Annotated in this window: 25 protein-coding genes; 17 read left to right on the plus strand and 8 right to left on the minus strand. The window is 33.0% G+C overall.

Translation table 11 applies throughout. From position 1 onward, the window contains the following. On the plus strand, positions 1-675 hold a 675-nt coding region (locus tag MKJ01_RS05355; protein WP_241632524.1), incomplete at its 5' end, for a transposase. A 287-nt stretch (positions 676-962) separates the two neighbouring features. Here the strand turns inward: MKJ01_RS05355 and MKJ01_RS05360 are convergent. The 7 genes from MKJ01_RS05360 to MKJ01_RS05390 all read right to left on the minus strand — a co-directional run bounded on the left by MKJ01_RS05360 (position 963) and on the right by MKJ01_RS05390 (position 3,456). Beyond that, complete coding sequence (locus tag MKJ01_RS05360) at positions 963-1,274, minus strand: hypothetical protein (protein ID WP_241612356.1); 312 nt, start codon at positions 1,272-1,274, stop codon at positions 963-965. A gap of 108 nt (positions 1,275-1,382) precedes the next feature. Continuing rightward, positions 1,383-1,583, minus strand: coding sequence for a hypothetical protein (locus tag MKJ01_RS05365; RefSeq protein WP_241612358.1), 201 nt, complete (start codon positions 1,581-1,583; stop codon positions 1,383-1,385). 1 nt (position 1,584) lies between these two features. Next, the gene (locus MKJ01_RS05370) at positions 1,585-1,941 is read right to left on the minus strand and encodes a hypothetical protein (RefSeq protein WP_241612360.1); all 357 of its coding nucleotides are present in this window, start codon (positions 1,939-1,941) and stop codon (positions 1,585-1,587) included. Positions 1,942-2,013: 72 nt separating this feature from the next. Beyond that, positions 2,014-2,283, minus strand: coding sequence for a hypothetical protein (locus tag MKJ01_RS05375; protein WP_241612362.1), 270 nt, complete (start codon positions 2,281-2,283; stop codon positions 2,014-2,016). 15 nt (positions 2,284-2,298) lie between these two features. Beyond that, positions 2,299-2,616, minus strand: coding sequence for a hypothetical protein (locus MKJ01_RS05380; protein ID WP_241612364.1), 318 nt, complete (start codon positions 2,614-2,616; stop codon positions 2,299-2,301). A 136-nt stretch (positions 2,617-2,752) separates the two neighbouring features. Next, a complete protein-coding gene (locus MKJ01_RS05385; protein WP_241612365.1) occupies positions 2,753-3,286 on the minus strand; it encodes an SHOCT domain-containing protein in 534 nt (177 codons plus the stop codon). A gap of 2 nt (positions 3,287-3,288) precedes the next feature. Then, a complete protein-coding gene (locus MKJ01_RS05390; protein WP_241612367.1) occupies positions 3,289-3,456 on the minus strand; it encodes a hypothetical protein in 168 nt (55 codons plus the stop codon). Between the two features lie 241 nt (positions 3,457-3,697). Here MKJ01_RS05390 and MKJ01_RS05395 point away from each other — a divergent pair, with 241 nt between their 5' ends. After that, the gene (locus MKJ01_RS05395) at positions 3,698-3,976 is read left to right on the plus strand and encodes a hypothetical protein (protein ID WP_241612370.1); all 279 of its coding nucleotides are present in this window, start codon (positions 3,698-3,700) and stop codon (positions 3,974-3,976) included. Positions 3,977-4,001: 25 nt separating this feature from the next. Further along, entirely contained in the window at positions 4,002-4,439 is a 438-nt protein-coding gene (locus MKJ01_RS05400) for a hypothetical protein (RefSeq protein ID WP_241612373.1), read from the plus strand. Between the two features lie 227 nt (positions 4,440-4,666). Here the strand turns inward: MKJ01_RS05400 and MKJ01_RS05405 are convergent, their stop codons facing one another. Then, the gene (locus tag MKJ01_RS05405; protein WP_241612375.1) at positions 4,667-5,113 is read right to left on the minus strand and encodes a hypothetical protein; all 447 of its coding nucleotides are present in this window, start codon (positions 5,111-5,113) and stop codon (positions 4,667-4,669) included. 158 nt (positions 5,114-5,271) lie between these two features. Here MKJ01_RS05405 and MKJ01_RS05410 point away from each other — a divergent pair, with 158 nt between their 5' ends. The 14 genes from MKJ01_RS05410 to MKJ01_RS05470 all read left to right on the plus strand — a co-directional run bounded on the left by MKJ01_RS05410 (position 5,272) and on the right by MKJ01_RS05470 (position 12,737). After that, positions 5,272-5,547 (plus strand): hypothetical protein, encoded by a 276-nt coding sequence (locus MKJ01_RS05410; protein WP_241612377.1) that lies wholly within the window; start codon positions 5,272-5,274, stop codon positions 5,545-5,547. Next, positions 5,544-5,762 carry a hypothetical protein gene (locus tag MKJ01_RS05415; RefSeq protein ID WP_241612379.1) on the plus strand — a complete coding sequence of 73 codons (219 nt, stop codon included), beginning with the start codon at positions 5,544-5,546 and terminating at the stop codon, positions 5,760-5,762. The genes MKJ01_RS05410 and MKJ01_RS05415 overlap by 4 nt, the downstream gene beginning before the upstream one ends. Continuing rightward, positions 5,759-5,989 (plus strand): hypothetical protein, encoded by a 231-nt coding sequence (locus MKJ01_RS05420; RefSeq protein ID WP_241612380.1) that lies wholly within the window; start codon positions 5,759-5,761, stop codon positions 5,987-5,989. Before MKJ01_RS05415 ends, MKJ01_RS05420 begins: the two co-directional genes overlap by 4 nt. An 18-nt stretch (positions 5,990-6,007) precedes the next feature. After that, positions 6,008-6,307 (plus strand): hypothetical protein, encoded by a 300-nt coding sequence (locus tag MKJ01_RS05425; protein WP_241612383.1) that lies wholly within the window; start codon positions 6,008-6,010, stop codon positions 6,305-6,307. Then, a complete protein-coding gene (locus tag MKJ01_RS05430) occupies positions 6,304-6,486 on the plus strand; it encodes a hypothetical protein (protein ID WP_241612385.1) in 183 nt (60 codons plus the stop codon). Before MKJ01_RS05425 ends, MKJ01_RS05430 begins: the two co-directional genes overlap by 4 nt. After that, positions 6,470-6,625: a hypothetical protein gene (locus MKJ01_RS05435; protein ID WP_241612388.1), complete on the plus strand. Its 156-nt coding sequence runs from the start codon at positions 6,470-6,472 to the stop codon at positions 6,623-6,625. The genes MKJ01_RS05430 and MKJ01_RS05435 overlap by 17 nt, the downstream gene beginning before the upstream one ends. Before the next feature lie 2 nt (positions 6,626-6,627). Continuing rightward, a complete protein-coding gene (locus MKJ01_RS05440) occupies positions 6,628-8,637 on the plus strand; it encodes an ATP-binding protein (protein ID WP_241612390.1) in 2,010 nt (669 codons plus the stop codon). A gap of 19 nt (positions 8,638-8,656) precedes the next feature. Then, positions 8,657-9,673: a recombinase RecT gene (locus tag MKJ01_RS05445; protein ID WP_241632527.1), complete on the plus strand. Its 1,017-nt coding sequence runs from the start codon at positions 8,657-8,659 to the stop codon at positions 9,671-9,673. After that, a complete protein-coding gene (locus MKJ01_RS05450) occupies positions 9,673-10,410 on the plus strand; it encodes an MBL fold metallo-hydrolase (RefSeq protein ID WP_241612394.1) in 738 nt (245 codons plus the stop codon). Before MKJ01_RS05445 ends, MKJ01_RS05450 begins: the two co-directional genes overlap by 1 nt. Before the next feature lie 2 nt (positions 10,411-10,412). Continuing rightward, a complete protein-coding gene (locus tag MKJ01_RS05455; RefSeq protein ID WP_241612397.1) occupies positions 10,413-10,799 on the plus strand; it encodes a YopX family protein in 387 nt (128 codons plus the stop codon). Between the two features lie 5 nt (positions 10,800-10,804). After that, positions 10,805-11,251 (plus strand): hypothetical protein, encoded by a 447-nt coding sequence (locus tag MKJ01_RS05460; RefSeq protein WP_241612399.1) that lies wholly within the window; start codon positions 10,805-10,807, stop codon positions 11,249-11,251. 12 nt (positions 11,252-11,263) lie between these two features. Beyond that, positions 11,264-12,265: a nucleoid-associated protein gene (locus MKJ01_RS05465; protein WP_241612401.1), complete on the plus strand. Its 1,002-nt coding sequence runs from the start codon at positions 11,264-11,266 to the stop codon at positions 12,263-12,265. A 96-nt stretch (positions 12,266-12,361) separates the two neighbouring features. After that, a complete protein-coding gene (locus MKJ01_RS18925; protein ID WP_368366337.1) occupies positions 12,362-12,529 on the plus strand; it encodes an HNH endonuclease in 168 nt (55 codons plus the stop codon). Then, positions 12,519-12,737, plus strand: a complete 219-nt coding sequence (locus MKJ01_RS05470) for a hypothetical protein (RefSeq protein WP_241612404.1) — start codon at positions 12,519-12,521, stop codon at positions 12,735-12,737. The genes MKJ01_RS18925 and MKJ01_RS05470 overlap by 11 nt, the downstream gene beginning before the upstream one ends. The last annotated feature ends 2 nt before the right edge of the window (positions 12,738-12,739 follow it).

The following is a 12,739-nucleotide window of genomic DNA, read 5'->3' on the forward strand; positions in this document are numbered from 1 at the left end:
AATAGAAATCAGAGAATGAAAGTGAAGGAAGTGACCCTTGATATGGCAGGATCCATGAAACTCATCGCCAAAAGATGTTTCCCAAATGCCGTTCAGGTTGTTGACCGTTTTCATGTTCAGAAGCTCGCCACCGAAGCCTTGCAGAACATCAGAATCCGATATCGATGGGAAGTCATTGAGCATGAAAACACCCTTTTTACTGAAGCAAAGGACAAAAAACTAAAGCCTGAAATCGAAATATTCGAAAACGGAGATACCCGAAAGCAGCTTTTGGCAAGAAGTCGTTACTTACTTTATAAAACCGGAGAAAAATGGACGTTATCTCAAAGACAGCGAGCTCAAATTCTGTTTTCGCAATATCCGGATTTAGCGAAAGCCTACAATTTATCAGACGGGCTCAGGAAAATTTACAATCAAAATATTCGAAAATCTGTGGCAATGCTCAAATTGGCTCATTGGTTTAAAGAAGTAGAAGAGTCAGGATTCGAAGCTTTTTCAGTACTGGTGAAAACAATAATGAATCATTACAGCGATATTCTGAATTACTTTGACCAAAGAAGTACCAATGCTTCAGCAGAATCGTTCAATGCAAAAATAAAAAACTTCAGATTGCAGCTTCGAGGAGTAAAAGACAAATCGTTTTTCCTATTCAGATTATCAAAACTTTTTGCTTAGTCCCCAAATTTTGTGCATGATCCGTTTTTATAACGATTGATCTAAATGTTTAGTAAATAAAAAACGGAAAGAAAATGAATGATCACTTCTTTCCGTTTTTGTACCCAGGACCGGGATCGAACCGGTACTCCTAAGAACTGGTGTTTGAGACCAATTATTAAATTTTTCAAAAATACTAATGTGCATTAAATCAATTAATTATAGCTTTGTCTAAACCTTAAAATACTCGTTTTTTGATACTCTTTACACTTTTTCATACACGGTTGTGAACGCCGCAGATATGATCATTACTTCATTTTCCCTTTTCCGGTTAAAAGCCACTCGGCAGAATATCCGTATTTCTCCACTAAAATACCAAAGTATTCTACCTTAAGATTACGATGAGGTTCGGTGATAACTTTCTGGAGATTCCTGCCGTCGATACTATTTGATTTGCAAAAGTTAGTGTAGTCCTTTTCTTTTTCATGGGCGATTATATCGAAAATTGCAGTAAAGAATCTTTTCACATGAGGATAATCTTCAGCTATATTCTCTGCCTGGATCTGTCGTTTCGTTTTTGCGCTGTATCTTCCGGTGTTTACTTTTTTCTCTTCTTCCATAAGTTTAAATATCGTAATCTGTTTACAAATATAATAAAAGGAAGTTTATAATACGTTGGAAGACCTAAAAAAGAAAAAACCTCGCAGAAAGAGGTTTTGATTATCGAACTAGAGTTTATCTATTTCCTGAGCTTTTTTTAAAACATATTCTTTTAATAATGTGAAATCTTCTACTGTAAAAGCATTTCTATTTTCACCTTTTAATTTTGAATAAACAGCAGAAAGGCCAGGTTTAATAATTTCTGCTATTTTTTTAGGTGCAATTCCAAGTTCAGAAATTATGAAGATTGATTTTTCGTGATTTGTCATCTTAATTTAATTGTGATATTTCTGATTCATCACTGTTGCTATCTTCCCAAATAAGGTAATCTTCCCAGAACATCCAGGCTTGATTTAAAAATTCATCTTCTGTTATTTCGGGAGAAAGATTTCCGCCTGCTAAACCAACATTATTCTGCAAAACTACCAATTCAAAACTCTCATCTTGATACGTAAAAGTTTTTCTTGGTTTTGTTCTCTTTTCTTCGTTTAAAAACAGCGTAATATCATCTTCAGGAATGATTAAAACTAATGATAGATAGTGCGGAGAGTAAATGTAAACTTCCCTATCAATTGGCTTTGTTGGTTCTTCAGCCAATAAAAATTTTGGCAATATTAATTCTTTCATATATTTGCATTGATTTTAGTCGTTAAACACTAAAGTTATTTTGATAATAAGCCCTCGTCTGAGGGCTTTTTTTTAATTTGTTTTTATGTCATATTTTCTAGACACTGTATTTCCGGATTTATTCAGAGTGTATATAATAATTTCGATAGAATTTTTATCAAAAGCATTTACTACAAATGTTGAATATTTTTCATTATTACTATTGTAATAATGAATTTCCTTACCGATCAAATCGTCTATTCTATCCAATATTTCTTCAAAATTGGCAATAGATGTGAAAGCAGCTTCGTTTTTTCTAGGATTACCAAATATAGGGTTGTAGTTTTTTGCAAATTTTCTCATAGTTGATAGTATTTATTATTTATTAAATTCTTCCATTTTTTTGTTAACCATCCATGATGGCGCACATCCATTTACTAAAACCGACTTTGGAAACCACATTAAGTTTTTTTGTCCATAATACTTGTGACTTGTCGAAGTATATCCGTTTGAAGTATAAACTTCGATAGCTACGGCTTTTTCAGTTTCTCTCACAATATTAAGTTTGATTAGTTTAATGTTGTCTTTGGCATATTTCCATGCTTTTTTCAGAGCATCAGAAAGATTCATGTAAAAATCTTTAACCATTTTCCATGCCGATTTAAAAACGATTGATTTGTTGATTTTAGTTTTCATTTTGTTAAATTTTAATTGTTAAACTGTTTTGTTATTTTGATACTTCAAATATATAATAAATAAAATTAGCGTGCAAATAAATACACGCAATTTATTAAAATTAACAAGAATTTAACATTTTGTTCTTATAAAAATCTTATACCCCAGATAACACCTTCTCTTTTTCCTTTTGGAACTCTTCTTCAGAAATTGTATTGTTATCTCTAAGCTCTTTGAGTTTCTTAAGTTTATCGTATTTATCTGGTTGATATTGTGCAGCGGTGTTTTCAGATTTCTTGCAATCTTTGATCTCGCAGGTTTGGATAGCTTCTTCAATTTTAAGATCGTAATTACTTCCCATTTTAGCCGTAACTACGAAAGTAATTCGACCATCCTTGTCTTTTAAGATTTTTTTTAATCGCACATTCTTTCCTGCAAATGTTTTGGTAGGGTTAGAATTTGATCTGCCAAACTTACTATATTGATTTGCATCCGAAGCTAAAGCAAAACCTTTTGCCCAACCACCGATTTGAAAATATAAAAATTCACCTCCTGGACCAGAACCTATATTTAAGGTTATTGTGTCTTTAAGATTGTATTTAACTCCGTTACTTGCTGTATAAGAATCGTAGATTTGGCAGTATGAAAAATTAGTAAGGAGTATTGCAAATAGGATTAAAATATTTTTCATGGTTATTTTTTAGAGTTTTGATCAATTGCCTTTTTAGCTAATATTTCCAAATAATACTCAGTCTGCTTTAAAGCATCTTTTGTAGCAGCCCTAACAACATAATATGTTATTACACCTCCTATTATTAAACCTAAAATTAAAAAAATGATTAAAGGGAATACATGATTCATAGATTATTAATTTTACCAACGTATTATATACGTTAATTATTTTTTATTTTTATATTTGTAATCGCAAATGTAATAATACATAAATTTTTAATATTACGGTTATCCGTATAAATACTGAATATTAAAAATAATTTAAAAAGCAATTCATTAATTGTTGAAATAATTATATATTAGCAAAAAAAGATTTAATACCGCTTTGAGAAAATAATTACTTTTACCAGGAATTAAAAAATTAAATTCGATGAAAGTAAAAGTATTATTTATCAGCGCAATATGCGCATTAAGTGTTTATTCTTGTTCAACAGACAGAGCAGAAGATGAGATTGTAAAACCTCAAGGCAAAAAGGAAATTGATCTTAAACCATTAAAAAAAGAAAATAACCAGGGAGGTACTGCCAAGGGAGGAGATACTATTATAATGCAACCGACCAAATCCAATGGACCATTAGACCCCACAACACCAACAGACCCAAATGAGGGAGGAGACCCAAAAGACGTTCCTTTACCGCCTAGGAGGTAAATATAGATATACGTATATAAAAATAATGGGCTCGATATTAGTAATAATTTCGGGCTTTATTCCTTTTATTGATAATATAATCACTTGGATTTACCCTGCTTTTAATAAAATGCTGGATGCAAGAGGAGTACCTCTAAGATCTGATATTTGGATAGAAAGTATATATGCTTCTATTATTTTAGTTAGCATCGGTGGTGTTATGCAGGCATATAAGTTAAGTTATTTCTTTCCTATATATGCAGCAACATATTCACTTGTAATGTATGAATTAATGAGATATGGCTTTGAAATAAATCCGGATTGGTATCATAGACTTGGATTTTTATTTATGTTAGTTCCAGGATTCTATATAATATACAGACTTATAGAACATATAAAAGATCTTAAGTTACAAGATGAAATGCAGTATAATACCATCAAAAGACTTTCAAAATTAAATAAAATTAAAGATGAAGCGAATTAATAAAGAACAAAGGACTTTAATTAGGCAGCTTCATTATCGTAATGAGGATTTCTTTGATAAAGGTTTGATAGAGTATGAAGAATACTTAGAAAACAATTATACTCTTCTGAGGCAAGTTCGATCAGCCACTCTAAATGAAGAACAAAAAACGATTCTGTGTGAATCAATTTCTTTCGAGGTAAATCTTGAAAAATTCCGATTAGGTATAAAAATAGCTCAATTAAGTTTCAATTAATTGAGCTATTTTTTTGTCCTATATTTTCCATTTTATCTTTTTGAAGTTTAAAATGTCTTAATATTGGAGCTAACGATATTTCTAGCTTTAAACTCAAATCTTCGATCATATCCTTCAAGTTTTCATTTTCTTCAAAGAGATCACTGTTTTGTTTACTCAAGAAATTTAATTTATCATCTACTGATAAATTGCTGAAATTATACTGATCATTGAAAGATCCCTCCTTCTTTACAAAATTTTTGTTTTCCCAATCTTTAAATTCGGGATAAACAGTGTTTATCTTAAGAATCAACTCTTCAGGCAAAGGATATTTTCCTATAGCCTGAGAAAATGCTGATTTACTACTATAGCCGATTTTACGTCCAAAATCTTCTTGATTTTTAATCTCTCCAGTGCTTTTCTTAAAGTAAATAAACTCTTGGATGGTTTTTTTATTCATGATTATTGAAAATTTTCATTCTGAATACCAGTAAGTTATAGTAAATATATAAACAATGTTTATTTAAGTGTTGTTTTGTAAATAAACAATGTTTACTTTTGTAAAGCAATTACGGTAAAGAATTGCAATAATAGTGCGAAAATACAAATAATATAACAATGCTAAAAATTAGCCAGCCTATTTCATCTCAATTGTCAACTTACTTACGTGAGTTTACAACTAAAGAAGATATTGCCGATGTGGCAGCAGAGGAGAATAGCTGTAGTTCATCAACTCTGAGAGATATAGTTTATAGAACTAATCCCGTGACTGAAAAGAATCTTCTCGCCTTAAAAAGACTTATGTCGATTGCGAGTAAGAATGCCGATGCTAAAATTAAAAGCGCAAAGCAGTGCAAGAAAACGGTTAACCAAATGCTTTTAGACTGCGTATGAAGCCCAACCTAAAAAAATCAGATCCATTCAAGGGAATGGGAGTTTTTGAGAAGCAATTTGTCTTTGATTCATTCCTCTTCTGCATGCAGGAAGCCACAGACAAAGAGACCGCCGATAGTATCCTTTTTAATGCATACAAGCTTAAATCAACCAACTATCAGGAAATCGAGAAAGAATATCACAGGAAATTCCCATCAGAAAATAAAATATCATGAGCAGGTCACTGGAGAAAGCAGTTCACGCCCTCAGAATGAAGCAAAGCAGAGTAGAAGACAATCAAAAAAAAGCGAATGCCGAAGTCTGGGAACGTATTGAACAACTGGAACAATTAATAGCACAAGAGAATAGCGGAGTGGATGCCGCGCAAGAGCTCTCTCCAAGTGCCCAGCTCTTACTTCATCAGGCCGCCCAGCGCCGCGGATGGAACAAAGCACCAAAATAAATTAAAACAAACTATAAAATGAGAACAACTAAACAAAGAATCGAGTATTTATTCGAGCTGAGAGATAAGGATCAGATAGCTGAGGAGATTGAGAATATTATAGATGATGCGGTTTCAGATATCGCAGTAAGACTGGAATCTGAGTTTCATTATTATTTACCAGGTGGAATATTCGTAGCATCATCGTGTTATGTATCTCCACCGGGAATTGGGCAATCCATCAAAATAAAAGACAGTATCTACAAGATACACGATGTAATTCATGCTTTTAATAGCAGTCAAGAATCAGGTAAAATCATAGTAGAAAAATTAATATGAAAGCACTATTTAACTTCATCCTGGCCATTAACACAATATATGTTTTAATATGTGCCGATAACAATGATATCACCGTATTCTTCTTTCCTGCGTGTGTCTACCTGGTAGCCGGTTTCTTCAGAATTTATCACAAGGAATTTTCAAACTTTATAAAGTACGGCCATGAACATCAGGATTGAAAATATCGGAGGCGTATGGTATTGCAATGGAAAACGTCTTGGCTACGACAGTTTAACGCCCGCAGAATTCTCTGCAATCAACGAATTTATCAAGGAAATTAAAGACCTAGAAAAACAAAAACAATTTTTAAAACTATAAAGATGAACAAAGTACAATTAAAAAGATTATCCCTGTTAAACTTTAAGGGAATCAGAAATTTGAATATCGATTTCGATAATAATACGAATATTTTCGGTGATAACGGAACCGGGAAAACAACGATCTTCGACAGTATTCTCTGGCTTCTTTTCGGTAAAGACAGCACCGACAGAAAGGATTTCGAATTGAAAACATTAGATTCTGATAACAACGTCATTCCGAAAATAGATCACGAAGTGGAAGGCGATTTTCTTGTAAACTCAGAACCGGTAAGATTAAAAAGAGTTTTCCGTGAAAAGTGGGTAAAAACTAAAGGAGCTTTAGAATCAGAATTTTCAGGTAATGAAACACTTTACTACTGGAATGATGTTCCGATGTCTCAGAAGCAATATAATGAGAAAGTAGGCGAAATCATCGATGAAAAAGTTTTTAAACTTATCACATCACCATCTGCGTTTAATTCTTTGAAATGGCAGGATAGAAGAGATGTTTTAGTGAAAATTGCAGGTGAGGTTTCAGATGCTGATCTAGCTGCAGGAAATGAAGAATATATCGCTTTAGTTGCTCAGTTGACTAGTAAATCTTTAGATGAATATAAAAAGCAAATCGCTGCAACCATCAAAAAAGCGAAGGATGATATCAAAATGATTCCTACGAGAATCGATGAAGTTGAAAGAAGTAAGCCAGAAGCGGTAAACGCTGAGAAAATCAATGCTGAAATTAAATTAAAAGAGACTGAGATTCAAAAAATTGATGATCAGCTTCTGGATAAGTCAAAAGCTTTTGATGAGGTCATCAATAAAAGAAATGCTAATCAGGATGAGATTTTCAAGCTTTCAAGAAAAGTAAATCTAATCGTTTTTGAAATCGCTGAAAGAGCGAAAAACGAGGTTGTTTCTCAAGGATCAAAAGCTTTACAGGTTCAGAGATTGATCGATGAAAAAACAAACGGAGAATTGGTTCCTGCAGAGTCCAAGGTAAAAAGACTTGAGAGCGAAAAAACAAATCTTCAAAATTCAATTTCTTCTTATGAAAATTCCATCCTTGAAAAAAGAGAACAGTGGCAAACTGAAAACTCTAAAACGTTTGTTTTTGACGAAAATAATGCTATTTGTCCATGCTGCAAAAGACCGCTTGATGCGGAAAAGGTAGCGGAAAATAAAAATCAGCTTCTTTCAAACTTCAACTCTAATAAAAAGAAAGTTTTAGACGAAATCAACGCAGAAGGTAAAGCTATATCTGATAAAAAAACAGCTGCTGAAAAAGAAATCCAGGAACTTGATATCAGAATTTCTGAAGGATCGAAATACATCGACAATTTAAAGTCATCTATCGGAGGTCTAAGAAACCAGTTGGAAGCAGCAAAAGATGAAGATAAGAGCAATATTACCGCTGAGCAGTTGATCGAGAGATATACGGCTGAAAATACAGAATTATCTGGTCTTAAATCTCAGATTGCAGCTTTAGAAGCTAAGGAATTCAATCTTCCGGATCAGACAGAAAACAACGAATTAAGAAACAAAAAAGTTTCCATCAATTCAGAAATCCAGATTTTAAGAGATTCTCTAAAAGTAAACGATCAAATCAAGGCTGCGGACGACCGTATTGCAGAGCTTCAGAAAGAAGAATCTATGCTTGCTCAAAGTATTGCTAATGTCGAGAAAACTCAGTTTGTTATCGAAAACTTCATCAAGTTGAAAATCGACACCATCGAAGATCGAATCAATGAAAAATTCTCATTTGTAAAATTCAGATTGTTTAAAACTCAGATCAACGGAGGTGTTGAAGAATGTTGTGATGCTTTAATCAATGGGGTGCCTTTTTCTGATGCAAACACCGCTTCTAAAATCAATGCAGGAATTGATATCATAAATTCTTTATGCGAGTTCTACAATGTTTCTGCACCGATCATCATTGACAACAGAGAATCAGTTGTAAAGCTTATAGACAGTCCTTCACAAATCATCAATCTTTTCGTATCACCGGAAGATAAAAAATTAAGAATAGCATAATCTTTAAAACTATAATAAAATGTCAGAAAACAACACACAATTAGCAAACACACAGGAAAATACACCTTTGGTAAATGATAAGAAAACATTAACGCCATCAGAAAAATTTACTCAAAAAGTTTTAACTGAATTTCATAATCCTGGAAGTGAACCATTGGAACTCACTAGTTTTCAGAAAAAGTTGATTAATAACTATTTCATAAAGCTTGATAGTGTTCTGAAAGAAAGCGAGGTCAAAAGATTATCAAAATCTGAACAGTACAGAGATACTCTGTCATTTTCATGGGAAAATGTAAATCTTAATAAATTATCTAGAGATGTCGTTGCTTATTCAATGATTGGCTTAGATCCTCTTCAAAAGAATCACATAAATCCAATTCCTTACAAAAACAGCAAAACAAATAAATATGATATTACTTTCATTGAAGGATTTAATGGTCTTGAGTTGAAAGCAAAAAAATATGGTTTCGATGCTCCAGATGACGTTCTTTTTGAGTTGAAATATTCTACTGATAAGTTCAAATCATTCAAAAAGAATATCAATAATAAAATTGAAAGCTATGATTTTGAAATCGTAGACGATTTTAACCGAGGTGAACTGCAGGGTGGTTTTTATTACATGATGTATGAGAACAAAGAGAAAAACAAGCTTGTAGTTCTTAACAGAGAGCAGATTGAGAAAAGAATTCCAGAGTATGCTTCTGCTGAATTTTGGGGAGGTGAGAAAGATGAATATCAGAACGGTAAAAAAACTGGTAAGAAAATCAAAGTTGAAGGTTGGGAAGAGGAAATGTTCATGAAAACTCTAAAACGTCACTGTTGGAATTCTATCAATATTGATTCTCAGAAAATTGATGATTACCTAATGCAGATTATCACCAATGAAAATGATAAAGTTCCGAATGAAGTTGCTGAAAAAATTGCTCAAAATGCAAATAAGGAGGAAATAGGTTTTGAAAATATTTCTGATGTTGATTATGAAGAAGTATCTGCAGAAGTAGTTAATGAACCAGTAACTGAAGGACCATCTTTCTAATGAAGCTGAAGGTAATTGGGAGCGGGAGTAAGGGTAATGCATACCTCCTCGAAAATGAGGAGGAAGCTTTACTCATCGAATGTGGAGTAAATATCATGGAAATTAAAAAAGCAGTCGATTTCAAAGTGAATAAAATCACGGCTTGTTTAATCACGCACGAGCACGGCGACCATGCACAGAGTATTCTCGAAGTAATTAAAGCAGGAATCAATGTTTATGCAACTTCCGGAACTTTTCAGAATTCAGCAGCCAAAACCGCAAACAGTGCCAGAATGAAAGTGATTCCACAGAAAGGACAATTCAAAGTAGGAAACTTCAATTTGATTTCCTTTCCTACAATTCATGACGTTGCTGAACCTTGCGGATTCTTAATCAATCACAAAGATTGCGGAACGGTGCTTTTTCTTACTGATACTGTTTATTGTCCTTACACCTTCAAAGGATTGAACAACATTATTATCGAAGCTAATTACGATGCTGATATCATCAATGAAAAGTTAGGAGATAAAAAGTTTTTAAGAGATAGGGTTTACAACTCTCACATGAGTATTGAGACATGTATGGATTTTCTACTCGCAAATGATCTTTCACAGGTAAATAACATCGTTTTGATTCACTTATCTGACAGCAACTCACACGAAATAAATTTCGCTAAGAAAGTCTCAGGAATCACAGGAAAAGAAGTTCACACAGCGAACGGAGGAATGATAATTAATATAAACAAAACACCTTTTTAGATATGAGACAAATAAAATTTAGAATTTGGGATACAGAGGATATGATTTATCCTGATCAATACTTCAATTTCATTAATGCAAGTTTTTGGAATATCAAAACTACAGAAGAAAAGACAATCAAGTTAGATACTTTAAACTATCAATCTTTGATGCAATATACTGGAATCAAAGACATGGAAGGAAATGAGATTTATGAAGGAGATATTCTTCGAAATTTTAATGGTAAAAAATATGTCATTCTATGGGATTCGGGAGATGCTGGATTTGTTTCAGTTGATTTGAAAGAGTATATATTAAAACCAGAATCTAGACTTGATGAGAGAGATCTTGTGTGGGTTGTGTGTGAAGTAATCGGAAATATCCATGAAAATCCAGAACTTCTAAAATAAAGACTATGATTTTCGACTTATCCAACCCAACCATGAAACAGAGAGCTATCAGGAGAATTAAATATCTCTTTGAGAAAAATGCAAAGATTGAGGTCTTGGAAAAGAAGAAAAACAGAACCTACAGCCAGAACAATTATCTGCATTTAATTCTTAGTCACTACGCTTTGGAATACGGCGACACGCTGGCAGAAATCAAGCTTGAGCACTTCAAAAAGAAAGTCAATCCGGATATCTTCAAAACAACACATATCAACCGAATTACCGGAGAAGAAAGAGAAGAGTGGAGAAGTTCAGAAAATTTAAATACAGAAGAATTTTCGCTTGCTACTGAGAGATTCAGAAACTACTCAGCTCAGACTTTAGGACTCTACCTTCCGGAACCTAAAGATCTTATCCACTTGGAAGAAATCAAAAACAAAATCGAACAACACGAGAGTCGAATTTATTTATAAAACAATTACAAAATGAAAATCATAGCACACAGAATAGGAAATAAAATTAACGGTGAAGGAGCATCGTTTTCTAACGAAGAATTGCAGTTGGATGAGAATATGTCAGAACTGCTTCAAAACTACTTTTTAAGCGCTTTCAAAAGCGAAGAAACTTATCAGTTTTATAGTGATTCATATTTGCAGCACAACTACGTTTACAATTCTTTAAGAGAAATATTCGAGTATCAAGCAAGTTTCATAGATCAGACTAAAAATATTGGAAGACATCTTTATGATGCTGCTGAAAATCCAAGAGTTCAAGGTGGCGAATTGTTCATCGTATTCTTCCAAGCTGAGAACGAAAATGAAGTTGATAAAATCGGAATTTTCAAAACTGAGAAAAGAGAATCTTTCTTAAAAATATTCCCACACAATGAAACTATGGATCTTGAAAAAGACCAGGGAATCAGTTTAGCAAAAATCGACAAAGCTGCTTTAATCTACAATAAAGACAAAGAAACCGGATATGTTCTTTCAGTAGTTGATAATAACAAAAACGGTGATATGTATTACTGGTTTGAAGATTTCCTGAAAGTAAGACAGAGGGAGGATGATTACTTCCATACTCAGGAATCACTATCGATCTACAAAGATTACATTACAAAACAACTCCCTCAGGAATTTGAAGTGTCAAAAGTTGATCAGGCTGATTTCTTAAACAACACTCTTAATTTCTTCAAGGAAAAAGAAGAATTCAAATTAGATGATTTTGCGGCCGAAGTTCTTAAAGATGAGCACGTAATCGAAAGCTTTAATAATTTCAAAACTGATTACGAGCAAGAATATCAAATCAATGTTTCAGAAACATTTCCAATATCAAATGCTGCAGTTAAAAAATCTCAACGTCATTTCAAATCCATTATCAAGTTAGATAAGAATTTCCACATCTACGTTCACGGTGATCGAAAAATGATATCACAAGGTCAAGATGATAAAGGTAAATTCTACATGATTTACTACGATAAGGAGTCTTAAAATGGAAAAGCATACGAAAGTATACACCGAGTATTTCCCTTCTGATTCCGGGTTCTATCACTGTGAAATCATTGTCAGGCAACCGAGATTCATCACATCGTAAGACGTTCAGAGTTCGGCAGCAAAACAAAAGATCAGCAAGATAAAATTGATAATCTTATCGCACTGTGTAGAACCTGCCATGAGAAAGCGCACGCAAATATTTTCACCAAAGAGTTTTTAATAGAAACTCATTTAAAAACAATGAAAATCTATGAAAGTTAAAGATTTAGAAATAGACCAGGAAGTAATTATCAATGTTTCGCCTTACAAATACAAGGGAATTCAGAAGGTTCATTTTACGGGTTTAGGAAAAGTACAGAAGATCGTTTTTGAAGCGAATTTAGGCAACCGATTCGATTACAAATACTTTGATCTTCCGGTAGGAAATAAGGAACTTAAAGAAGTCGGAGATAAGCTAGAATTGAAATAATA

This window comes from Chryseobacterium sp. SSA4.19 (genome assembly GCF_022601875.1).
Taxonomy (GTDB): Bacteria; Bacteroidota; Bacteroidia; order Flavobacteriales; family Weeksellaceae; genus Chryseobacterium.

Excerpts from the sequence above, each read along its gene's own strand:
- MKJ01_RS05360 (WP_241612356.1), bottom strand. The coding sequence starts at position 1,274 with ATGGAAGAAGAGAAAAAAGTAAACACCGGAAGATACAGCGCAAAAACG.
- MKJ01_RS05365 (WP_241612358.1), bottom strand. The coding sequence starts at position 1,583 with ATGACAAATCACGAAAAATCAATCTTCATAATTTCTGAACTTGGAATT.
- MKJ01_RS05370 (WP_241612360.1), bottom strand. The coding sequence starts at position 1,941 with ATGAAAGAATTAATATTGCCAAAATTTTTATTGGCTGAAGAACCAACA.
- MKJ01_RS05375 (WP_241612362.1), bottom strand. The coding sequence starts at position 2,283 with ATGAGAAAATTTGCAAAAAACTACAACCCTATATTTGGTAATCCTAGA.
- MKJ01_RS05380 (WP_241612364.1), bottom strand. The coding sequence starts at position 2,616 with ATGAAAACTAAAATCAACAAATCAATCGTTTTTAAATCGGCATGGAAA.
- MKJ01_RS05385 (WP_241612365.1), bottom strand. The coding sequence starts at position 3,286 with ATGAAAAATATTTTAATCCTATTTGCAATACTCCTTACTAATTTTTCA.
- MKJ01_RS05390 (WP_241612367.1), bottom strand. The coding sequence starts at position 3,456 with ATGAATCATGTATTCCCTTTAATCATTTTTTTAATTTTAGGTTTAATA.
- MKJ01_RS05395 (WP_241612370.1), top strand. The coding sequence starts at position 3,698 with ATGAAAGTAAAAGTATTATTTATCAGCGCAATATGCGCATTAAGTGTT.
- MKJ01_RS05400 (WP_241612373.1), top strand. The coding sequence starts at position 4,002 with ATGGGCTCGATATTAGTAATAATTTCGGGCTTTATTCCTTTTATTGAT.
- MKJ01_RS05405 (WP_241612375.1), bottom strand. The coding sequence starts at position 5,113 with ATGAATAAAAAAACCATCCAAGAGTTTATTTACTTTAAGAAAAGCACT.
- MKJ01_RS05410 (WP_241612377.1), top strand. The coding sequence starts at position 5,272 with ATGCTAAAAATTAGCCAGCCTATTTCATCTCAATTGTCAACTTACTTA.
- MKJ01_RS05415 (WP_241612379.1), top strand. The coding sequence starts at position 5,544 with ATGAAGCCCAACCTAAAAAAATCAGATCCATTCAAGGGAATGGGAGTT.
- MKJ01_RS05420 (WP_241612380.1), top strand. The coding sequence starts at position 5,759 with ATGAGCAGGTCACTGGAGAAAGCAGTTCACGCCCTCAGAATGAAGCAA.
- MKJ01_RS05425 (WP_241612383.1), top strand. The coding sequence starts at position 6,008 with ATGAGAACAACTAAACAAAGAATCGAGTATTTATTCGAGCTGAGAGAT.
- MKJ01_RS05430 (WP_241612385.1), top strand. The coding sequence starts at position 6,304 with ATGAAAGCACTATTTAACTTCATCCTGGCCATTAACACAATATATGTT.
- MKJ01_RS05435 (WP_241612388.1), top strand. The coding sequence starts at position 6,470 with ATGAACATCAGGATTGAAAATATCGGAGGCGTATGGTATTGCAATGGA.
- MKJ01_RS05440 (WP_241612390.1), top strand. The coding sequence starts at position 6,628 with ATGAACAAAGTACAATTAAAAAGATTATCCCTGTTAAACTTTAAGGGA.
- MKJ01_RS05445 (WP_241632527.1), top strand. The coding sequence starts at position 8,657 with ATGTCAGAAAACAACACACAATTAGCAAACACACAGGAAAATACACCT.
- MKJ01_RS05450 (WP_241612394.1), top strand. The coding sequence starts at position 9,673 with ATGAAGCTGAAGGTAATTGGGAGCGGGAGTAAGGGTAATGCATACCTC.
- MKJ01_RS05455 (WP_241612397.1), top strand. The coding sequence starts at position 10,413 with ATGAGACAAATAAAATTTAGAATTTGGGATACAGAGGATATGATTTAT.
- MKJ01_RS05460 (WP_241612399.1), top strand. The coding sequence starts at position 10,805 with ATGATTTTCGACTTATCCAACCCAACCATGAAACAGAGAGCTATCAGG.
- MKJ01_RS05465 (WP_241612401.1), top strand. The coding sequence starts at position 11,264 with ATGAAAATCATAGCACACAGAATAGGAAATAAAATTAACGGTGAAGGA.
- MKJ01_RS05470 (WP_241612404.1), top strand. The coding sequence starts at position 12,519 with ATGAAAGTTAAAGATTTAGAAATAGACCAGGAAGTAATTATCAATGTT.